Genomic DNA, 22,106 nt, shown 5'->3' with positions numbered 1-22,106 from the left:
AAAAGCAGATAAGCTTAGTGTGCAGAAGACGCTGTGTCATCTTTACCACGGATTTTACCAATAGTAGTAACAATAGCTACTACAATAGCGCCAACAATCAGTCCGACCAATCCATTTAACAATGACGCGGTTAACCCTTCAAATACCCCAGTAAGATGAGCAATATCTTCTACACTGTGATGCAAAAAGCCGATACCGTGAACGATAATACCGCCGCCCACCAAGAACATCGCAATCGTGCCCGCTATGGATAAAAACTTCATAAGCTTTGGCGCAGCTGCAAGCATAAACTCGCCAAACTTGCGCTTACTATCACCTGCTTGTGAGTTTTCAATCAAGTGCAGACCTGCATCATCAATCTTTACGATGCCTGCAACTAAGCCGTAAATACTGACAGTCACGACAGCAGCCACTATCGAAAGTACGATGCCTTTTTGGACAATATCGCCACCAGCTGCTGTAATTGCGCCTAAAGAGATAACAATAATCTCAGCTGACAAGATAAAATCGGTACGTATGGCACCTTTGATTTTGTCTTTTTCAAACGCGACCAAATCTACCGACTCATCTGCGTTAGCCTTTAAGCGGGCATTTTGCTCTTCATCATGAGGCAACAACTTCGGCCAAAACTTGTGAATGACCTTTTCAGCCCCTTCATAACTCAGGTACAACCCTCCGATCATCAATAGCGGAGTAATCAACCACGGTATAAAATAACTGATCAATAGCGCTGCTGGTACTAAAATCACTTTGTTCACGGCAGAGCCTTTGGCTACTGCCCAAATGACGGGGAGCTCACGATTTGGCTTAACCCCTGTGACCTGCTCGGCATTGAGTGCTAAATCATCACCAACTAAGCCCGCGGTTTTTTTGGCGGCAACTTTGGTCATGACGCTCACATCATCCATTAAAACGCTGATGTCATCGAGTAAGGTTAATAAACTGGCACCTGCCATGTGTGCTCCTTAAAGCAAATTTGTTAAAGTAAGTCGTTCTCAAATGGTTTATACAACGCATTTTATATAGATTTTTATAAAAACAATGCGATTAGCCTTAGACTACAAGTTCAAGCAACTATGTTAAATAGCACAAATGTATCTTGTTTTTTGAATTTATGTTGATAGCTATTCTTTAAAGTTGGCTTTATTGATACTTCTTGGCTGCCTTCCCTTTGCTATTATTTGGCGTAAATATGGTAATATGAAGGCTGTTATTACCTATCTTTTATTATCAATAAGTTATAAGAACTTCTTCAATGTTAGACCTTTAAAACACTGCCAAGACACATTACTATATAGAAAAGTTTATAGCGTTTTTATAACGAACTCATGATTAGGCGCGACGCCTATAGGAAACCCGTATGCCGTTCCCCACTATCAAAACCCCCACTTTGCGTAATCCTCTTTCTCGTACCATTCTATCTCGTTTTATGATGAGTGCACTGTTAGTTGGTATCGCTGCTGGCTGCTCAAACAATGCCGCTGATGCAACCAGCAATACCAGTGTTGTAAACGCTGCACAGACAAAAGCCACTTCTACTAATCCCTCAGCTGGTAATGATGCAACCGTGGTGAAGGCATTACAGGCGAACCTAAAAAGCTCTGGTATCGAGGAAACTATCGTTTCAGCTGTACCGACAGATATGGATGGTATTTATTGGGTGACCGCTGAAGGTCTACCTTCTTTCTTTACTGATAAAGCTGGCAAGCATATTATTCAAGGTCAGATCATTGCTGTGGGTGATGCCGCTCCGGTTGATATCAGTGCTGCATTGGTTGCTACGACAGCACAAGAAGCGCTAAAAGCCGTCGATAAAAAAGACATGGTGATTTATCCAGCAAAAGGCGAAACCAAGGCCGTTATTTACGCCTTTACCGATGCAGACTGTGGCTACTGTCGCAAACTACATTCAGAAATGGATGATATCAATGCGCGCGGTATCGAGGTTCGTTATCTGGCATGGCCACGCAGTCAAGAGTCTGTACCAAAGATGGAAGCTATCTGGTGTAGTCAGGATCGTAAAGCTGCGATGGATCAAGCAAAAATCGGTGCCAATGTACAAGCCCCTAGCTGTGCCAACCCTGTACAAGAACATATGGCTCTAGGGTCGAGACTTGGTGTGCGCGGTACGCCTGCGGTGTTTACCGAAACAGGACAACAAGTAGGTGGTTATTTACCTGCAGCAGAATTGGCACAAGCAGTAGGTGCTAACTAATCGTATAAATTACCAGTATTAGTGACTCATATTAGTAACTAATATTGGCAACCAAGCATAAATGACATATACATATGCCAAACAAGATTGAAGCTACTGCTTTTTTATAATCGTAAGCTGATATAACCTTGATGACGTTGTCTTTATAACATTGGCCTTTATGATATTAGCCTTTAGAACATTGGCTTTTATGAGATTGTATAGACGGCACAATGCCTTGTCGGTATGATACGATAAAGCGCGATGCAAAATGAGCAACACCCTTTTTATTTGAGCTTTTTTTATTCAACTACGATGAAGTAGATAGGCAGGTAGCACTAGACAATGCGCACAGACATTCTGTTTGATGTCGCAGACTCACTTGACACTGTCACCGCTTATACTGACTTCATTGTATTTAACCTCTTGAGGATACTGTGAGTAATTCCATCAAACTAGCGATACTTGGTCTGGGCACCGTCGGAACGGGCGTGATCAATCTGATCAATGACAATTTAAATGAGCTAAAACGCCGTAGCGGACGCGACATTATTATTACCGAAGTTGGTACGCGTCGTCAGCGTGATGATATTGATACCAATATCATGCAAAACAGCGATCTGATGGCAATTGCCGCAAGCGACAACGTCGATATTGTTATCGAAGTGATTGGTGGTACCACCTTAGCCAAAGACGTCATTATGCAGGCCATCAAAAACGGCAAGCATGTGGTTACGGCAAACAAGGCTCTACTCGCTGAACACGGTAATGAGATTTTTGCTTTCGCTGAAGAAAACAATGTGCATGTTGCTTATGAAGCAGCGGTAGCAGGCGGTATTCCAATTATCAAGGTAATGCGTGAAGCACTTGCTGCCAACAAAATCGACTGGCTCGCGGGTATTATCAATGGTACTGGTAACTTTATCATGACCGAAATGCGTGATAAGGGTCGTCCGTTTGCTGACGTATTGAGCGAAGCACAAGAGTTGGGTTACGCAGAAGCAGATCCTACTTTTGATGTTGAAGGTATTGATGCTGCTCATAAATTGGCGCTACTCGCCTCTATCGCTTTTGGTATCCCGCTACAGTTTGATAAAGTCTATTGTGAAGGTATTACTGGTATTACCCTGCAAGACGTGAACTATGCCGAAGAACTTGGTTACCGTATCAAGCATTTAGGGTTTGCCGTACGCCGCGATAGTGAAAATGATAGTGACGCAGGGGTTGAATTACGTGTACACCCGACACTTATTCCACAAGACGCGCTACTGGCGAACGTTAATGGTGTGAAAAACGCAGTACTGGTTAACTCGCATCCACTTGGCCAGACGCTCTATTGCGGCGATGGTGCTGGTGCTGGTGCAACCGCTTCTGCAGTGATGGCCGATGTCATGGATTTGGTTCGTGTACTGGGTAGCAAAGACCGCGACGATCAGAGCAACACTGGACATCATGTCCCGCATTTAGCATTTATCCCTGACCAGCTATCAGACACACCTATATTGCGTGCCGATCAGATGGTAACTGGATACTATTTGCGTGTGCATGCCTATGATAGCCCAGGCGTACTGGCAGATATCACGCGCATCCTAAGTGATGCTGGTATCAATATCGATGCCATCTTGCAAAAGCCTGCGCATAAAGTAGGTCAAGTGCCGGTGATTATTCTGACGCTACCTGTGGTCGAGAGTCAGATGAATCTTGCTATCGAAAAAATTGAAAAATTAGAGACCATTACTGATAAAGTGGTACGCATACGATTAGATGAGCTAGCATAAACCACATACTGAAGAAGACAGATGCTTATAATATAAGCAAAAGCTAGCCAATCGGCATCTGATTTCTTGGTAGATACTTAATCAAAACGCACAACAAGGAATAATAACGATGTCAAATGATGCAATTGTAATCCTAAACGGCGCACGTACACCAATGGGCGGCTTTCAAGGCGCACTAAAAGACATGAGTGCTACCGAGCTGGGTGCCGCCGCTATCAAAGCTGCTGTCGAACGCTCAGGTGTTAGCGCTGACAGTGTTGATGAAGTCATTATGGGTTGTATCTTGACGGCAGGTTTGGGTCAAGGCCCTGCTCGTCAAGCCATGCGTAAAGCAGGTCTGCCGGATGCGACTGGTGCTGTCACAATCAATAAACTTTGTGGTTCAGGCCTAAAAGCAGTCATGCAAGCGCATGATGGTATTAAAGCAGGCAGCTTCAACGTCGCTGTTGCAGGTGGCATGGAATCAATGACCAATGCACCGTATATCATGCCAGGTTCACGTGGCGGCTATCGTATGGGTCACAAAGAAGTCAAAGACCATATGTTCTTAGATGGCCTAGAAGATGCTGATACTGGTAAGCTAATGGGTATGTTTGCTCAAGAAATGGCTGATGAAAAAGGCTATACACGTGAGCAAATGGATGAGTTTGCTATTGAATCATTGAACCGTGCGCTGACTGCTATCAAAGACAACCATTTTAAAGATGAGATCGAGCCTGTCACGTTTGCCACTCGCAAAGGCGAGCAAACTGTTGATACCGATGAGCAACCTGCCCTTGCTAATGCTGATCGCATTCCTACTTTACGTCCAGCATTTGCTAAAGACGGTACGATTACTGCTGCAAACGCTAGCTCAATCTCAGACGGTGCTGCAGCCGTCGTAGTAATGAAAGAGTCACAAGCGAAAGCTGAAGGCCTAGACTATCAAGCTCGCATTGTTGCTACTGCCTCAAACTCACGTCACCCAAGCGAGTTCACCATTGCGCCAATCGGTGCCATCGAAAAAGTATTAGCAGGCGCTGGCTGGTCAGTAGATGATGTAGATCTGTGGGAAATTAACGAAGCCTTTGCGATGGTTACTATGGCTGCGATGGACGAGCTGAAACTTGATCATGCCAAAGTAAATATCGAAGGCGGTGCATGTGCCCTTGGCCATCCAGTAGGCTGTTCAGGTGCTCGTATTCTGATTACGCTTATCAACTCTCTAAAACGTACTGGTGGCAAAAAAGGCATCGCAACGCTATGTATCGGTGGTGGTGAAGCGGTAGCTGTTGCTATTGAACTTGCTTAAATAAAGTAGGTTTAGCTGACTTAAAGTAAGTTAGCTAAATAATACTTAGATAATTATTGTTTATTGAGAAACCGCATTGCTAATGGTAATGCGGTTTTTTTGTGTCTGCTTTCTTTCGATGAATGTTGAATATTACTCTATGTAAAGACTCGTTAACTTCTACCCCCTCCTATGTTATGCCACTTACAGCCTATTACACGTAATTACTGCAAGCGCACACTTTGCTACCTTGCTCATATATCTCATCAAAAATCACGGTGTTAGGATAGCTACAAGTTGATAGGGAAGCTATTCATTTGGCTTACCGTTAACTGCAATAAATATGGTTTTACTAAAAATTAATAACAACATCAACCATTACATTATAAAAAATAAACTCGCAAAAAAGGAATATAACAATGAGTCAACTAATCCGTTTAAAAGATATCCAAGCTACTCATCAAGATTTGATTGGTGATGACTATTATGATCCAACACACAAAACTGCTTACGGTATTAACGAAGAAAAAATTGGTAAGATTGAAGGTGCCTTAGTAGAAGACACCACTGGTCGTATTCGTTACTTAATCGTAGACGCAGGCGGCTGGTTTAGTTCAAAAGAAGTACTAGTACCAGCAGGTCTAGCACGTATCGTTGGTGATGATGTCTTCTTTGATAGCTTGACCAAAACACAAGTAGAAGCCATGGAAGTATACGATCACGATTACCAGTACAGCTACAAAGAGCAGTACGAAAGAGATCGTCAAGCATTTACCGCTGATACACTCCCTGTAGAAGATCGCGTCGATATTGCAGACCACTCTTATGACGCACCAAATACGTTAGAGTTATTAGAAGAGCGTCTAACGGTAAATAAAGACCGTATCGTTGCTGGTCTAGTAAAAGTGGGTAAGCATGTCGTTACTGAAGAGCGCAATGTCGATGTAGACTTAGAAGAAGAACACGCCAATATCCAACGTACTAGCGTAGATCGTCCAACAGACCGTCGCATTGGTGACCTCGATGCTACCGAAACAGTTGAAGTGGAACTACAGGCTGAACGTGCTCGCGTCAGCAAAGACACGTATGTTTCTGAAGAAGTAAACGTTGGTAAAACGACGGATCATCATACCGAAACTTTGATTGAAACCATTCAACGCGAAGAGCTAGATGTTGATGGTGACGGCAACGTGGTTGACCGTGAAGGCAACTTAGTAGACCGTGATGGTATCACAGCAGAAGATGTACGCCATGCACGTGGCATGTAATATGCTAATACATCATAGTTTAACGACGTAAATTTCCTATATCATCATTTAAATATGATAGTAACAAGTAGCTAAGCTCATCTGTTTAGCCATTAAGATCAGAGCATGTCTCTGGTCTTTTTTGTATTCATAACATGAGCGAATGGTTTATAGTATTAAATGTAGCTAGTTAATATATATGGTCGTTTAACATACACGTTTTAAATTATTAGAAATTCATCATTTTATAATTATAAAGGAATAATAATGACTACTGAAAATGGAAACAGCCTTTACCAAGATAACTTAGATAAAGAACAAAATATCTCAACGAAGCAGACGAATAATACTGTTAATGTTGGACATTTAGAGCTATTAGAAGAACGTCCTGTAATTAACAAAGAACGCTTGGATGTAGGTAAAGTAACCGTCACCAAGCATTCACGTACTAAAACTGTTGAAGTGCCAATTGAGTTGGTAGAAGAATATATCACCATTCGTACTGAGTACCATGACGCAGAGAGCCAAGATTTACTCTCTGGTAACTATGATGACAAAGACATATTGCGCCACGTCGAGCCTTCTTTGGATAGCAAAGCTGTAGTGACCATTAATGGTAAACAAATAGAGATTGGCGATGCACCGATTGATATTGTGCTATCTCGCCAAGTGGCTACTATTACCAAAGACACCTACGCTATTCAAGACATCGAAATCAATAAGAGCACCCATGTACATACTGACAGCATTCAAGTAGAGCTCAAGCATGAAGAGTTAGATGTCACTGAAGAAGGTCTGTTGGCTCATGGTTCCGATACGACTCCGTTAAAATAAGCGCTGATAATTTAGACACTACGAACTTGTATGATTGATAAAGATCATTTCGCAACATAAAAAAGCAACGCCATCTTAGCGTTGCTTTTTTAATACCTATCACTTACTAAGTATTAAAGACCAACTACGAGGCTTCATTACACTCGAATGTATTAACATTTGACTCATCGGTACCAGCAGTACGCATAACGCCAGTTTTACGAGCTTCGTGCCCTACACGCCATTGTGTGAAGCCTTGACCACCATCAATTGCGGTCGCCACTTCAAACACTTCAGGATTACTACCTTCATTGGTCTGGTTTAACGTTACTGTACCCATGTCAGTTGCAACAACAACTTGATTGGCATCTTCTTTATAAGTCGCCTCAACTTTTAGTTCAGGTGTACATAGATACGACATCTGCATGACGGCGCTATTTACTGAAGCGGTGGTATCACCTTCTACTTCGTTAAGCGAAGCGTCTTCGGTATCGACGACGACATCACTAGGTTCAGCAGGCTCCGCTGACATTGGAACGGACTCTTCTGTATTAGCACCGTCCTCCATTCCCGATTCTGGCTCTGCCTGTTGCTGACAAGCACTGACCGTCAAGGCGCCAGCCAACAAACTTGTTAAAACTACTGAGCTGCGTACTTTTTTTAAGAATTCTACACTCATGACACTCTCCCAAATAAATATGTTAAACACTATAGCGTGTCCATAAATTCACGCCTATGCTGAATTTGTAAGTAATCAATACAAAGTGTTTGTTGGTCTCAATCTAGCAAGTTTTAAGTTTGCATAAGTTATCTAACAGATATAAAAAAGCCCCTATCTACTTAAGATAAGGGCTTTTTTAGGTAAGAGCTTGCTTTAATAGCAGTTCAGTAAATAGCTAATGACTTGCTATGATTAAAGACTAGATTTTACCATGACACTGCTTGTACTTAAGACCTGAGCCACAAGGACACGCTGCATTACGACTGATATTCATACCTGCATATGGATTTGGTTCATTAGCATTACTACCGTTACCTGCGATAGCAGCACCAACGCCAGCTGCCGCAGCACCGCTGTTTATATTGCGGCTTTGTGGTTGCGGCTGAGCAGCTGAACCACTCGCATTGCTATCCAAGTTATCTACATCGTCATGTTCGAACTGCATTTGCATATGGGCAGCGTTCTCACGTTGCTGAATTTCTAATGCTTCCAGTTCTTCCTTGGTTGGGATATGTACACGTGACAAGTCTTGTACGGTCTCAGACTTAATCGCACCAAGCATCATCTGGAACAATTCAAACGACTCACGCTTGTATTCTTGCTCAGGGTTTTTCTGTGCATAACCACGTAAATGAATCCCTTTACGTAGCTGATCCATCTGCGTTAAGTGTTCTTTCCAATGCTTATCTAGACTCTGTAGCATAAAATGACGCTCAAGCTGAGCGGCGTCTTTTTCACCCATCTGCTCACGGCGACTGTGATAACGATCTATCGCCGTTTGAACGATTTTCTCACGCAGCCCTTCTTCATCCAGACGACGATCTTCATCTAACCAATCATTAATCGGCATCGAGATTTTGAATTCGTCTTCTAACTCGTCTTCTAAGCCGTCAATATTCCACTGGTCGTCAATAGAGCCAGGCGGAATAAACTGATTGATCATCGCGTTATATACTTCATGATGCATCACTTCGATGGCTTCTAATAAATCCATCTCTGCTAATAAATCATCACGCTGACCATAGATAACTTTACGCTGCTCATTGGCAACATCATCATACTTCAATAGGTTTTTACGGGCATCAAAATCGCGGCTCTCAACTTTGCCTTGCGCGTTTTCGATCGATTTAGAGACCATTTTATGTTCAATGGCTTCATCTTCTTTGAGACCCATCGCACGCATCATATTGACCACGCGATCGCCTGCGAAGATACGCATCAGATCATCTTCGAGCGATAGGAAAAAGCGTGACATACCAGGGTCACCCTGACGACCAGCACGACCACGTAGCTGGTTATCGATACGACGTGACTCATGGCGCTCAGAGCCAATGATATGCAAACCACCAGCCGCTACGACTTGGTCATGTTTAACTTGCCATTGAGATTTTAGGCGCTGCATCTCTTCTGGGCTAACCGCATCGATATTTTCGATAAACGACTGCCAGTTACCACCAAGGATAATATCCGTACCACGGCCTGCCATGTTAGTCGCGATCGTGACTGACTTTGGACTACCTGCCTGTGCAATAATTTCTGCTTCACGCTCATGCTGCTTAGCGTTTAGGACGTTATGCTTGACGCCTTCTTGGTCGAGCAAGTAAGACAACTCTTCACTGGCCTCAATTGTCGCCGTACCAACCAGTACTGGCGCGCCTTTGGCTTGAATTTCTTTAATTTCGCGAATGATGCCTTTGTATTTGCCTAACTTGGTTAGGAAAATTTGGTCATCCATATCGATACGAGCAATCGGCTCATGCGTTGGAATCACGATGACATCTAGATCGTAAGTAGATTTGAATTCGGCAGCTTCAGTATCAGCGGTACCCGTCATACCGGACAATTTGTCATATAGACGGAAATAGTTCTGGAATGTCGTGGTTGCAAGCGTCTGGTTTTCTGCTTGGATCTCAACGTTTTCTTTCGCTTCTACTGCTTGATGCAAGCCTTCTGACCAGCGACGACCAGGCATGGTACGGCCTGTATTTTCATCAACGATGACCACTTCGCCTTCATCGACAATATAGTGAACGTTTTTGACAAATACGTGATGCGCACGGATGGCAGCTTGAACGTGAGCCAGAAGTGGCAGACGACTTGGGCTATATAAGCTTTCGTTTTCACCCAGCTCACCTACTTCGATTAAGAAGCGCTCGATTTTTTCATAGCCTTTTTCACTGATTTCAATCTGGCGATTTTTCTCATCAATCCAGAAGTCTTCTTCTTCGTTGTTCTTGTTTGCTTCTTCGTCTTTTGAACGGATCAGCACAGGAATAATCGTATTAATCAACGCATACATGCGTGAAGAATCTTCAGCTTGACCCGAAATAATAAGCGGCGTACGAGCCTCATCAATCAAGATCGAATCAATTTCATCGATAATACAAAAGTTTAGCGGGCGCTGTTTTTTCTCAGCAAGACTAAAGACCATATTATCGCGTAGATAATCGAAGCCGTACTCGTTATTGGTACCATAGGTAATGTCGGCTTGATAAGCTTCGATTTTTTCTTGTGGCGGCTGCTGTGAGTAAATCACACCAACAGTCATACCTAAAAACCCAAACAACGGACGGTTTAGCTCAGCATCACGTGCAGCCAAATAATCGTTGACCGTGACCAGATGAACCCCTTTACCGCTGATCGCATTTAGGTACATGGCCAAGGTTCCCATTAGGGTCTTACCTTCACCAGTTTTCATCTCAGCGATTTTACCTTCATGCAAGGTGATACCACCAATCAGCTGCACGTCGTAGTGACGCATGCCGTTGACACGTAATGATGCTTCGCGGCAGACAGCAAACGCCTCTGGCAATAATGCATCTAAGCTTTCGCCTTTTTGATGTCTGGCTTTAAATTCTTCGGTTTTTTGTTGTAGTTGCTCATCAGACAGGGCTTGTATTTCAGCCTCTCGTGCGTTGATCTTGCTGACCACTTTACGCATGCGTTTTAATTCGCGGTCATTTTTGGTGCCAACCACACTGCCTATAATCTTTGATAACATAATTTTTTGACCTATGGAATATTCGATAATTAGTACGCATTAGCCAAAGCTTAGCTCTCTGCCTTGTCATCACCCGACTAAGTACTACCTAATTTAGTATCGCCCAATTAAGTGTGCCGTCATTATATATGGTTATGACGCTGATGGATACAAGGGCAACGAGTAGATATTTGCCACAGTAAAAACCGAGTAGGACGTGTTAAAATAGCGAATACCTTCTTAAATTTCTTAGCTTTTTCAGCGACTTTATTTGTTTGTCATAGTTCGATTTTTATACGCTTGCTACCACTGCGTCTTGGCTCAAAATTTGTCATTAAGCCATTTATCTACAAGTGACTGGCTTATTGATCAAGCCAAAGCTCAAAGCTATATATCAAACTCATATATAAGACAAGTGACCCTTTAATATCTCTATCACAAAATACTCATTACAACCCATTAAAGTACTATAAGAGACTCTGCATGACCGTAAAGCCATCTGGACAAAATCAGTCGTCAAATCCTAATTCATTAAAAACACCCTTATCAAAACAAGAGAACTCTGACTGCTTAAGTATAGGCAATGCCGTCTATAACCTAGCAGACCATACGCCGATGATGGTGCAATATCTAACCATGAAAGCCAACTATCCACAAGCATTGCTCTTGTACCGAATGGGTGACTTTTACGAGCTGTTCTTTGATGATGCTAAGCGAGCGGCGCAAATATTAGATATCACATTGACGCGCCGTGGTACGGATAAAGCAGGTAACACGATAGCCATGGCGGGCGTACCGTTTCATGCAGCCGATAGCTATATGGCACGCTTGATCGCTGCTGGTCAGACAGTGGTCGTATGCGAACAAATTGACGAATCAACAACTGGCAATGCTAGTGACAAGGCCAACGTCCCTGCAATGGGCGACAAGCAAAAGAAAGACAAAAGTAAATCTGCTGCTGGTAGCATCATGCGCCGTGAAGTGGTTAAAACACTTACAGCTGGGACCATCACCGATGATGCGTTAATTGCACCTAATCATACGCCGACTGTGGTCGCCATCGATATTGCGACTATGAAAACGCAAGACAATAGCCAGACGTTACAAGCAGCCGTTAGCCAGATGGATTTGGCTGCAGGCACACTGACTACCCAGACATTGGTAGCAGATAAAAACGATATAGATGGTCTGCAAACTCAAATGCTTACTGTGTTGGCACGTTTTGCGCCTAGTGAATGCATCATTAGTGAAGCGCTTATTGATAGCGTTGGCGGCAGTATTGGAAGCAATGATACAGAGTGGCTACTGTGGTTACGACAAAATCTGGATTACCCTATTATAGAAGTTGCTGCCAATGACTTTCATCGTGAGCATGCCAATGACACGCTTTGTCAGCAGTTCGAAGTCCAGCGTCTCGATGGGTTGGGCATTCATGAGGCTCCACTTGCGCAAACCAGCTGCGCTGCGCTTATCCACTATGCGCGTCAAACTCAGCAACGCCACGTGCCTCAAGTCAACCAACTCATTGTCGAGTACAGCGATGACTATTTGATTATCGATGCTAATAGCCAACAAAATCTCGAGCTATTTACCCCTGTTAGTAACAACGGCACTTCTTTGATATCTGTGCTGAATCACTGTCAGACTCCGATGGGCAAGCGTTTACTCGTGCAGCAAATGAAACGTCCACTGCGTCAGCATTCACGTATCAATATGCGTCTAGATGCGATAACTTGTTTGCTAAACCCAGAAAGTGACTCACTTGAGTCAAACCAAGACTTGAAAGATAGTTTACTAGTTACACGTTTACGAGAAACGCTGAATACCGTTGGCGATATTGAACGAATCAGCAGTCGAATCGGGCTAATGAGTGCTAAACCTCGTGACTTACGCAAGCTTGCCGATGGTATCGCTAGTAGCGCTCAGCTGACTACTCTATTGACAGCATCGGGTATCAGTCATGAAGACGCTGGCCTGCTACCAATGCTGATGCAGCAATTGCCAGATCAACTACCTGCTGTTCAATCCATCGCCGAATTAATCGAACGTGCTATTGTCATTGAGCCGCCCGCGCATATCCGAGACGGTGGCATGCTAGCGGCGGGCTTTGATGAAGAGTTTGATCGCCTTACCCATTTGCATGACAATATTCAAGTGACATTGGACGAGATGGTAGAGCGTGCCCGTCAAGACAACCAATTACCGAGTCTAAAAGTGGGCTTTAATAAAGTTAGCGGCTTCTATTTTGAATTGCCCAAAATGCAGGCGAAGAATGCCCCTGCCCACTTTATCCGTCGGCAAACGCTCAAAAGTAGTGAGCGCTTTATCACTGATGAGCTAAAGGAAGTCGAGACAGAATATCTAAGTGCCCAGTCCTTAGCATTGGCTCGTGAAAAGCAGCTGTATCAAGAACTGCTCACTCAATTAAACCAACATTTGGCTGATCTACAACAGCTTAGTGCTGCTATCGCCCAATTAGATGTGCTAAGCAATTGGGCCCAGCTTGCCATGACCTATAACTGGCAGCGTCCAATCATGGGTCTACATACAAAAGACCAAAGCGAATCAGTAGCCAAAAGTCAAACCAACATTGATATTCGTCAAGGTCGTCACGTTGTGGTTGAAGCAGCATTAAATCAAACAAATGCAAATAGTAGGAACGGTAACTCATCAAGTACAAACCACTTTGTTGCCAATGACTGTGCACTAGGTAGTAACGAGCATCCCGAAAGGCTGCTTCTTGTTACTGGGCCTAATATGGGTGGTAAGTCGACCTATATGCGCCAAACCGCCCTGATTGTACTGCTCGCGCATTGCGGCAGCTTTGTGCCAGCTGAGCATGCGAATATTGGTGATATCGACCGCATTTTTACTCGTATTGGTTCAGCTGATGACTTGGCAGGTGGCAAATCGACCTTTATGGTAGAGATGATCGAGACGGCCAACATCTTAAATCAAGCAACGAATAAATCACTGGTATTAATGGACGAAGTCGGTCGAGGTACTGCCACCACTGACGGTTTGGCCATTGCCCATGCCTGTGTCAATCGCCTAGTCGAGATTGGCTGCCTGACGTTATTTGCCACTCACTATTTTGAGCTAACCCAATTAACGAATGATATTGGCAAGCATCATGCTGATATCCGTAATGTCCATGTAGCAGCCAGTGAAGTCGATGGTCAGTTATTGCTATTGCACCAAATTAAAGATGGTGCAGCGAGTTCTAGCTTTGGGCTGCATGTCGCAAAGATGGCTGGTATTCCCACCCAAGTGCTAGAGGATGCTAAGTGCTATCTAGCAGACAACTTACAGTTAGACGACTTAACCGTAGATAAAGCACAAACTATTGATGATAAAAATGAATTAGCTAAGTCAGTAAAGGATAAACGGCAGGAAAGTTATAATGATGCTACTCTAGATCAAGAAATAAATCATACTGCTCAAGCGACAGACATAACGGATAATCCAAAACAAAATCAGCTATTTAGCCTACAAGATGAGCTGAGAATGATTGATCCTGATAGCTTAACACCTAAGCAAGCGCATGATTTACTTTATCATCTGAAGAAAATCATTAGTCATTAAAGGGAATTGTCAAAGCGTAGTAAAGGCGCTAAAATACGCTTTATTTTCCAACTATTCTATGTAGCCCTTATAGTTGATTTAATTTAAAAGAATTACAATGCAGCTGAGCGCAGAGGTATAAATAATACTCCAGGCAAGGCTGACACAATAATTCTCTTGAAAGAGATTGACTATATCAGCCAATCCAATAACAGGTAGACCTCACTATGACCTTTGTCGTTACAGATAACTGCATTCTTTGCAAATACACCGACTGTGTAGAAGTCTGTCCTGTGGACTGCTTTTATGAAGGCCCAAACTTCCTAGTCATCGATCCTGATGAGTGCATCGACTGCGCACTATGCGAGCCTGAATGTCCGGCCAATGCCATCTTTTCAGAAGATGAAGTACCGAAAGACCAAGAGATGTTCACTCAGCTTAATGAAGAGTTGGCGCAAAAATGGCCAAATATCACTGAGATGAAAGATCAGTTGCCAGAAGCAGCAAAGTGGGATGGTGTAGAAGGTAAGATTCAGTATTTAGAGAAGTAGAGTAATTCTTCAATATAGCTTCACCTGTCTTGAGACAATAAAAAACCACCTAATAGCAATATGCTGTTAGGTGGTTTTTTATTGTGAGAAAATATTAGTATTTACCAAGGACGCAAATCTACGATTGCTAATACTTGGTTATCAGCTTCTTTATCTAACAGTACTGTCATATCTATAGATTTAGCTTGCAGAGGTACAAAACTATCCGCTTTTGGATACTTACTTAGTAGATACTGAACATCATCTTTATTATTATAATTTTCTAATAATTCTAAATCTTGTGCGCGATCTTTTATTTTCGTACTTACTTGCTCGAAGGGTATATACCTTTCTGGTCTTTGTGCAATAGATATACCTTGGAGTATTTCATCAAACATATTGTTTTTGCGCTCTTCATTGTCTTTTGAAAAATCGACACCAACATACTGGGGAGAAAAATAACTAGGGGTTTTGAAAAATTTATTTGTGCTATGAGCATTGGTATTGACCAAGTCAGTATTGAGAATAAGCTCAAAACGATCAACATTATAAGCTATCCATACTGGTTTTATTTTATAGACACCGTAGATTGAAACTAACAAAAATAACAGCTGTATTAGCATAGAGATTGCAATGTCTTTCACAAAGTCAGGTTTATTCTTTCTAAAAATAGTTATAGCTAAGCCAAACGCAAGACCTATATTAACTAACACTATAATCATTAATAGATTCTGAATACCAGCCGCTTGCAGCAGTGGATACGGGTACCATAAATGCCTTATTAAGATTATAGCAAGTATTAATATAGACAAAGCTATAAATAAATATATAAAGCTAAATTTCAGTTTTGGGCTCATATTTTATTCACTACCGTCTCAATATTATAAGACAAAAAAAAGACTGGATTACCAGTCTTTTTTTATGTTTAAACTACCTAGTATTGAACATAACTATTAACGGCAATTAGAAGGAGCCACCTTAGCTTCTAAAGAACCTACTGTAGCTTTTTTGACTGATGGTGTAGCATCTGCTGATAGACAATCCCATTGAATAGAATCTGAAGGCGGAGTATAACCTTTTTTCTTAGTAGAATCTGGCAAAGCAACAAGTTTATTAGCTTCTTTAGTAAATGGTGCAAGTACTAAAGTACCATCCTTTTGTACCGGGGTATCATACGTAATAGTAATTTCACCATTTTTATCATTTATCTCAATTTTTTGAACATTTTTAGTGGAAGAAGGAGACTCCCAACCTGCAGAATATAACACAGCATTAGATGCATTCTCTGCTATTGCAGTTTTAGCACTAGAAGCTAAAGAAAGGCCTTCTGTAACTTTCGCGCGCTTGGTATAATCTTGATACGCAGGCAGAGCGATCGCAGCCAAGATACCGATGATAGCGATAACGATCATTAGTTCGATCAGGGTAAAACCTTTTTGGGTAGTAGCGTTCATAGTATGTCCTTTAGGGTAAGATGATAACAAATCGATTGATACGCTATTCGGTATCACTATCTGCCATCTATTATAAATAATGTGGGTGTCAGTCTAAGTTAGTAATTTAACTTGTTGACTGTCTTATTATTATCGTTGCAGGTAGTGTGCCAACTTTTCATTTTATCTTCTACTATAAAAATATTGCTACTGATAATTAAGCCCGTTTATGGATACTAGCTATCTATAGCCTATATGTACTTAGTTTATAGTGTGTGAAGACAGGATAAATAAGGCATTAAATAATCTTGTTCACGAGCTCAATAATGCATAAAACAGCTATAAATTGGCATATGCCGTCTGATGACAATTTTTGTCTACCTATTATCGTTACTGAAAACCTACTAAAAATTGTCAGTTTGAGTGCTGATTACGCGTATGAGGTAACTAGCATGACATTTTTCGTCAAGCAACTGGTTATTTCTTCTTTTGAAGTCAATAAAAAAGAGCTAACCTAAATCAAATAGCAGTTTATGGTAGCCCAATAGTAGTGCTTAACCGATTCAAAACAAATTTGGCAGTTATCAAATAATATCATATAGGCTACAACTCAACTTTTTATGAGTAATAACCGGCTTAATCGTTCCACTCATCATCCATGCCACAATTTCTAGTAGTAATCTTAACGATGCGACATTTAACCCCTTGGTAATTGAGACTCAAATTGCCATCATTAGCCATTTGCGTACCTGCTATAGGTGCCGCAGTAACAGTCCATTGACTGGTCAAAGGGTTAGGAGTTATCGCGATAGTATATAGCGCAGTGCCTTGTCTAGGATAGTCGACGGTGAGGTCCGTTACGACCATACCTGTATAACTGCCCTGTGCTAACTTTCGACTTTGGATTTCAGAGGCGATATTATGCATCTCGCTCATCATATCAGCACGTTTAGACTTGATAATATACTGCTGATAGCTTGGATACGCAATAGCAGCGAGCACACCAATGATGGCTAGCACAATAATCAATTCTATCAGGGTAAAGCCCGTTTGCTGTCGTACTTTCATATACATTTAACCTTATTTATCACTCACACTACCACGATGTTTGACCTGTACCGCAATCTGTTTTTTTAATATCAATAGATAGGCTGTTTTTACAACTCAAACCCGTACTTGTTAACACCATATAGTGAGCAGTACTAGTGATACCTTTCTTATTGGGCGTCGCTAGCATCTTCCATGTGCGACCGGTAATAATACCTGTCGCCACAAGTGAGCTACCTGTATTAACACCATCTACCAGAGTGATGGCATAGCGATGGGTAGTGGCATTACTACCATCAGGGACATAGATAGTTTTGTTTGTCTCACTATAATTATAGGACACGCTGTTGTCATTACTATTGATCACTTCAGGGATAAAACCTTGATAGCTTAGAGATCGTGCACGCCAACGTTCTAGCTGAATCTGAAGCTGAAGCATCTTGGCTTGGGTTTCACGTTCAGCATTAGCGACTGCATAGCGGCGATAGCTTGGAATAGCGATGGCCGCCAATATGGCAATGATGGAAACAATAATCATGAGCTCAATGAGGGTAAAGCCACGAACGTTATCTTTGTGTGCACGCTTGGCAGCTGCTATTGGACTCGTCATATTTGACATTGTCGTATCAGTTGTATTTATCACTGAGCACGCTCATACCATACTCTAGGCTGAATAGTGTAACGCTCATTAAATATGTACTCTGAGGCACTACCATCGCCGCCCCCATTATAGTCAAGTCTATTACCCGCTTTAATGCGCTCTTCTAGTGTAGTCGTACCTATCAATACTTTAAGGTTAGTATTGTCCTTGTTAAAAGCACCTAACGTAAGCTCTTGAATACCTTGGCCTGCAGGTATAAAGCCACCAGTACCGTTTACTGAAGTATCCTCCGAACAAATACCGTAAGGTAAACAATAAACCTGACGCTCTGAGCCACCTACAATCTTAGCTGAGCAACTATTAGTAGTTCCATACTGCTTAGTAGGATTATAGACCGTTGTATATAACAAACTATTGATCACAGTGCTATCCCCCATACTCTTATTATGATTGATATCATTTTTACCATCGAAACGAATGAGCGGATAGAACCAACCATTTTTGCTATCAGTTATCATAAGGGATTTGGTATCGTTTTTGAGTTTCTCATTTGGTGCATTCTTAAGTGTGGCCGCTAGGTTGACCAAATCATCCTCTGTCAGATTTTCTACTGTGCGCGCAGTAGTATAGAAGTCGCTCTTAGTCACATCATTATCAATGATTCCATAAACACGGTTAGCTTCTTTATTATCCTTACGCAGTTCAGACAATGGAGAGCTGCGATTACCAGAAGCAATATTCACTAATGCAAAGAGCTTACCGTTATTAGGAACAGAGATTTTTGGATCACTCAGTCCTTCATTACGATAAAAGCTTACTATCGGGCGCTCATAAAATCTATAAGCGTACTTAGCCTCACTAACTTTTGCACTGGCATTTAATATAAGAACTGGTGGCTTGGCGGAAAAATTGGCCACCTCTGTGAATCCGAATTTATCAGTACGGGCATTTTGCAAATCAATGCGAAACACCTGTCCACCTAAATCAGCAGCATATATATGATCAGTCAAACCATCATTATCTCTATCAAGTACTGTAATCTCACCAGTAATGCTATGAATCATACTATCAGTTTTGACATTCTTACCAGCTGTAGCTTTACTACTAGTAGTTGACCATATTAGCTCACCAGATTTAGCATCAATTATATAAATGGCATTACCCTTGGCTGGAGCACTAGAGATTGCTACATATTCATCATCTTCATAAGCCATATCATAACCACCACCGAAGATGAGCACATCGGTAGGGTCTATATCATCCTTATTGATACGAATTTTGGTGGCAGTCGGTTTGCTCCAAATTTGTCCTAGACGTTCAAAACCGTTAGTAGTAGATTTATTAATAGTAGCAGAGCTCAGGCCATTTTCGGTAATACTGAAAAGAATTTTTGGCGCAGAGCCAGTTATATTGTTGACTTTAGAAATATCTATACCATAAAAGGCTTCACCACCCATGCGTAAACCACCATAAGCAAACATACCTTTTCCTGCTGACTGATCAACAGTGACTTTTTTCGGAGTTGAATCTAAATCATACTTATAGTCAGTTACTACCAACCATGGCGCATCAACACCAAAATAAGGATTACCTGTTTTATTATCATTGCGCATAGAATTTTCAACCAATGCTTCTGGCTGTTTCGTTAACATAAGCCTAGGAATAATAGCTACCTTCTCTTTTCCTTCTTTAGCATCAGCTAAATGCAAAGCACCGTCCATTGAACCAAATAGTAAATAATCATCTCGAGAAGCCGTTATTCGGCCATTATCATCTAAAGTCGCACTATAAGAGATAGCTGTTGGCGTTGAATGTACCACCCCGCCCAATACCCTAATATCCTCAGTTGGTTTAATTAATGTTAGCTGGTCTAACTTAGCCTCTGTATCTGCACTCAAACTTATCTGCACGCTACCATAACTTGCTTGTTTAAAGCCCAAAAAGCTTAATAAGCGGCGTTTATTTAGCTCAGTATAAGTTTCTGTATCTTGCAACAGATTAAACCCTACTGGCTTACCATCTGTACTCACACTTAGCTCACGTAATATAGGCTTTTTGGGACTTACGTCAGCATTTTCATAATCTTCAACATATACTTTTCTTACATTACTACGATCTGACTTTGGTGTACGTAGCTGAGCATAAAAACCTCCAGCCGTAATATCGTTGTTAGCAGTAATTCCTTTAGAGTTATAAAAATCAGCCGCTTGCCATATATCTTGAGTGGTATTACTAAGATCACCAGCAACATTTTTATACAGCTTTTCGCCTTTATTTCCAAAAAGCGTGCCTTGATTTAAGTCGTATTTTTTCAAATTGCCTTTCCATATACTGGCATTTGAGCTTAAATCAGGTGCAAGCATTGGAAGATAAGCATAAGGTAATTGATTGGACGCCCGATATGGATCGCTTGGAATAGTAATGGTTCCTGCTGGAGCAGAAGGTAAAGTCTGATCTAGATCATTAACAAATGTGGTAATACTTTCGATAATGTCTTCTGTAGAACTCGCTGAATAAAAGCCACCCTCCCCAAACTTACCCACGCTTGTGGGCAGCTCTTCATGTGACTTTGCTCCCCAGTTACAAGCATTTTTTGCATTACTATTGGTTATATTATTACAATTATAAAAATCAGAAGTTCGCTGTCTACCATTAGAGTCTAAGTATGATAGGCTGCGAATAACTTTTTTATTTTCGCTCAGTGCTGCATCTGCAGCTCTATCTACTTCAAAATAAGAGCCAAAGCCGACCACTGCTGTTAATATTTTTTTATTCTCTCCCAATGGATTGAGGGTAGCACTGCGTAAGGCTTTAGCAAACTCACCCACTTCATTCATACCTTGGTTACTACCACTAGGTAATGTGCCTGTGCTTGGAATAGAAAACAAACTACCCTTACTTCCTAACGCGGACTTCATTAATGGCAACGGATTAGAACCATTATTAGGCGCTCCATCTGTTAAAAAATAAATGCCTTGACCATCACAGGTGGAGTCAGACTGAAGCGGGGAGGAATAATTATTGATATCTTTTTTAGAGGTTGAGACAGAGTTTTTAAAACCACTATCGTTATTGCTTGAAGGAGTGTTAGTACCTAGCATATAAGCGCCAACCTCCGCATAAGCATTGGCGGTTGGTGTATTTCCTGTTCCCTTTAACTTAGCAACCTCTTCTTTGATTTTTTTACGCTGGGCTTCATTTAGTAGCGCGGCTGGAACTAATATTTTTCCACTCCTCCCATCAGGAGATGTATATACGTTTTTGTCGTTACTTTGTGTAGAGTACTGCCCAATCCCTATAGCTACTTTCTCAGCATCCAGTTGATCACTATCCATTAAAGTAAAAATAGCATCTTTCAAACGAGTCAGACGATCGTAGGATTTCCCTCCACCACTACCAGGCTTATAGTAGTAACTATCTACATTGTTACCTTGAGTATAAGATTCAATATTATACTCACTAATGTCTGATGGTTTAGAGATAGGACTTCCATTACATTTTTTTATGTCAGTAACTCCATTAGGGCCACAACTGGACCATTTCTCAGCACTACCTTTATAAAGAAAGAAATATAATTTATTGCTACCACTACTACTACTTGTTTTGCAAAACTTTCTTTTATAGCTCGGATTAGTTGATGAATTTTCTGTATCTACACCTTGGGAGGCTGTACCTGATGGTAAATCACAGGCAGAGACATATTGATCTCCATCCATACTACCTGATGTATCTAACATCATCATAATAGTAACTTTGCCGCCTTTAGCTGCTTGATAAATCTCTAAATCACCAATTTCTTTTCCGTTGGTCGCACTATATGCCAAGCTACTGATAGCTGTAAGACCAACTAATACCGCTGCTGACAAGGTCGTAATGCGCAAAATGCGATTACCAGACTGTCTATCTTGTGGGTGTTTCATAATCTTAT

Annotated in this window: 16 protein-coding genes; 8 read left to right on the top strand and 8 right to left on the bottom strand. The window is 41.7% G+C overall.

Translation table 11 applies throughout. The features are described from left to right. Positions 1–14: 14 nt before the first annotated feature. A complete protein-coding gene (locus QL886_RS06210; RefSeq protein ID WP_290178024.1) occupies positions 15–956 on the bottom strand; it encodes a DUF808 domain-containing protein in 942 nt (313 codons plus the stop codon). A 404-nt stretch (positions 957–1,360) separates the two neighbouring features. Here QL886_RS06210 and QL886_RS06205 point away from each other — a divergent pair, with 404 nt between their 5' ends. From QL886_RS06205 to QL886_RS06185, 5 genes are all read left to right on the top strand, one after another. Continuing rightward, the gene (locus QL886_RS06205) at positions 1,361–2,215 is read left to right on the top strand and encodes a DsbC family protein (protein ID WP_290178023.1); all 855 of its coding nucleotides are present in this window, start codon (positions 1,361–1,363) and stop codon (positions 2,213–2,215) included. A 416-nt stretch (positions 2,216–2,631) separates the two neighbouring features. Further along, positions 2,632–3,972: a homoserine dehydrogenase gene (locus QL886_RS06200; RefSeq protein ID WP_290178022.1), complete on the top strand. Its 1,341-nt coding sequence runs from the start codon at positions 2,632–2,634 to the stop codon at positions 3,970–3,972. Between the two features lie 109 nt (positions 3,973–4,081). Continuing rightward, positions 4,082–5,263, top strand: a complete 1,182-nt coding sequence (locus QL886_RS06195) for a thiolase family protein (protein ID WP_102090797.1) — start codon at positions 4,082–4,084, stop codon at positions 5,261–5,263. Positions 5,264–5,661: 398 nt separating this feature from the next. Further along, positions 5,662–6,510: a PRC and DUF2382 domain-containing protein gene (locus tag QL886_RS06190; RefSeq protein ID WP_290178020.1), complete on the top strand. Its 849-nt coding sequence runs from the start codon at positions 5,662–5,664 to the stop codon at positions 6,508–6,510. Between the two features lie 246 nt (positions 6,511–6,756). Beyond that, positions 6,757–7,323 carry a DUF2382 domain-containing protein gene (locus QL886_RS06185; protein ID WP_290178019.1) on the top strand — a complete coding sequence of 189 codons (567 nt, stop codon included), beginning with the start codon at positions 6,757–6,759 and terminating at the stop codon, positions 7,321–7,323. Positions 7,324–7,447: 124 nt separating this feature from the next. Here the strand turns inward: QL886_RS06185 and QL886_RS06180 are convergent, their stop codons facing one another. Together QL886_RS06180 and secA are read right to left on the bottom strand one after the other, a co-directional pair. Further along, positions 7,448–7,981, bottom strand: a complete 534-nt coding sequence (locus tag QL886_RS06180; RefSeq protein WP_102078074.1) for a hypothetical protein — start codon at positions 7,979–7,981, stop codon at positions 7,448–7,450. Between the two features lie 241 nt (positions 7,982–8,222). Beyond that, the gene (secA, locus tag QL886_RS06175; protein ID WP_290178018.1) at positions 8,223–11,024 is read right to left on the bottom strand and encodes a preprotein translocase subunit SecA; all 2,802 of its coding nucleotides are present in this window, start codon (positions 11,022–11,024) and stop codon (positions 8,223–8,225) included. A 462-nt stretch (positions 11,025–11,486) separates the two neighbouring features. Between secA and mutS the strand changes: the two genes are divergently transcribed. Both mutS and fdxA read left to right on the top strand, forming a co-directional pair. After that, positions 11,487–14,588: a DNA mismatch repair protein MutS gene (gene mutS / locus QL886_RS06170; protein ID WP_290178017.1), complete on the top strand. Its 3,102-nt coding sequence runs from the start codon at positions 11,487–11,489 to the stop codon at positions 14,586–14,588. A gap of 206 nt (positions 14,589–14,794) precedes the next feature. Further along, on the top strand, positions 14,795–15,118 hold the full coding sequence (gene fdxA, locus QL886_RS06165; RefSeq protein WP_290178016.1) for a ferredoxin FdxA: 324 nt from the start codon (positions 14,795–14,797) through the stop codon (positions 15,116–15,118). Positions 15,119–15,219: 101 nt separating this feature from the next. On the opposite strand, the gene tfpZ is transcribed toward fdxA, so the two are convergent. Together tfpZ and QL886_RS06155 are read right to left on the bottom strand one after the other, a co-directional pair. Beyond that, a complete protein-coding gene (tfpZ, locus tag QL886_RS06160) occupies positions 15,220–15,954 on the bottom strand; it encodes a TfpX/TfpZ family type IV pilin accessory protein (protein WP_290178014.1) in 735 nt (244 codons plus the stop codon). A 96-nt stretch (positions 15,955–16,050) separates the two neighbouring features. Further along, positions 16,051–16,551 (bottom strand): pilin, encoded by a 501-nt coding sequence (locus QL886_RS06155; RefSeq protein WP_290178013.1) that lies wholly within the window; start codon positions 16,549–16,551, stop codon positions 16,051–16,053. 332 nt (positions 16,552–16,883) lie between these two features. Between QL886_RS06155 and QL886_RS06150 the strand changes: the two genes are divergently transcribed. Continuing rightward, on the top strand, positions 16,884–17,048 hold the full coding sequence (locus QL886_RS06150; RefSeq protein WP_290178012.1) for a hypothetical protein: 165 nt from the start codon (positions 16,884–16,886) through the stop codon (positions 17,046–17,048). A gap of 118 nt (positions 17,049–17,166) precedes the next feature. Here the strand turns inward: QL886_RS06150 and QL886_RS06145 are convergent, their stop codons facing one another. Genes QL886_RS06145 through QL886_RS06135 form a run of 3 tightly spaced genes read right to left on the bottom strand, consistent with a single transcriptional unit; the run spans position 17,167 to position 22,098 of the window. Continuing rightward, complete coding sequence (locus QL886_RS06145; protein ID WP_290178011.1) at positions 17,167–17,598, bottom strand: type IV pilin protein; 432 nt, start codon at positions 17,596–17,598, stop codon at positions 17,167–17,169. 28 nt (positions 17,599–17,626) lie between these two features. Next, positions 17,627–18,196, bottom strand: coding sequence for a prepilin-type N-terminal cleavage/methylation domain-containing protein (locus QL886_RS06140; RefSeq protein ID WP_290178010.1), 570 nt, complete (start codon positions 18,194–18,196; stop codon positions 17,627–17,629). A gap of 20 nt (positions 18,197–18,216) precedes the next feature. Further along, positions 18,217–22,098, bottom strand: coding sequence for a PilC/PilY family type IV pilus protein (locus tag QL886_RS06135; RefSeq protein WP_290178009.1), 3,882 nt, complete (start codon positions 22,096–22,098; stop codon positions 18,217–18,219). Positions 22,099–22,106 lie beyond the last annotated feature (8 nt).

Origin of the sequence: Psychrobacter sp. APC 3281 (genome assembly GCF_030407815.1) — a bacterium.
In the GTDB taxonomy this organism is placed as follows: domain Bacteria; phylum Pseudomonadota; class Gammaproteobacteria; order Pseudomonadales; family Moraxellaceae; genus Psychrobacter.
This window is presented reverse-complemented; position numbering and strand designations above follow the sequence as displayed.

Excerpts from the sequence above, each read along its gene's own strand:
- QL886_RS06210 (WP_290178024.1), bottom strand. The coding sequence starts at position 956 with ATGGCAGGTGCCAGTTTATTAACCTTACTCGATGACATCAGCGTTTTA.
- QL886_RS06205 (WP_290178023.1), top strand. The coding sequence starts at position 1,361 with ATGCCGTTCCCCACTATCAAAACCCCCACTTTGCGTAATCCTCTTTCT.
- QL886_RS06195 (WP_102090797.1), top strand. The coding sequence starts at position 4,082 with ATGTCAAATGATGCAATTGTAATCCTAAACGGCGCACGTACACCAATG.
- QL886_RS06190 (WP_290178020.1), top strand. The coding sequence starts at position 5,662 with ATGAGTCAACTAATCCGTTTAAAAGATATCCAAGCTACTCATCAAGAT.
- QL886_RS06185 (WP_290178019.1), top strand. The coding sequence starts at position 6,757 with ATGACTACTGAAAATGGAAACAGCCTTTACCAAGATAACTTAGATAAA.
- QL886_RS06180 (WP_102078074.1), bottom strand. The coding sequence starts at position 7,981 with ATGAGTGTAGAATTCTTAAAAAAAGTACGCAGCTCAGTAGTTTTAACA.
- secA (WP_290178018.1), bottom strand. The coding sequence starts at position 11,024 with ATGTTATCAAAGATTATAGGCAGTGTGGTTGGCACCAAAAATGACCGC.
- mutS (WP_290178017.1), top strand. The coding sequence starts at position 11,487 with ATGACCGTAAAGCCATCTGGACAAAATCAGTCGTCAAATCCTAATTCA.
- fdxA (WP_290178016.1), top strand. The coding sequence starts at position 14,795 with ATGACCTTTGTCGTTACAGATAACTGCATTCTTTGCAAATACACCGAC.
- tfpZ (WP_290178014.1), bottom strand. The coding sequence starts at position 15,954 with ATGAGCCCAAAACTGAAATTTAGCTTTATATATTTATTTATAGCTTTG.
- QL886_RS06155 (WP_290178013.1), bottom strand. The coding sequence starts at position 16,551 with ATGAACGCTACTACCCAAAAAGGTTTTACCCTGATCGAACTAATGATC.
- QL886_RS06150 (WP_290178012.1), top strand. The coding sequence starts at position 16,884 with ATGCCGTCTGATGACAATTTTTGTCTACCTATTATCGTTACTGAAAAC.
- QL886_RS06145 (WP_290178011.1), bottom strand. The coding sequence starts at position 17,598 with ATGAAAGTACGACAGCAAACGGGCTTTACCCTGATAGAATTGATTATT.
- QL886_RS06140 (WP_290178010.1), bottom strand. The coding sequence starts at position 18,196 with ATGTCAAATATGACGAGTCCAATAGCAGCTGCCAAGCGTGCACACAAA.
- QL886_RS06135 (WP_290178009.1), bottom strand. The coding sequence starts at position 22,098 with ATGAAACACCCACAAGATAGACAGTCTGGTAATCGCATTTTGCGCATT.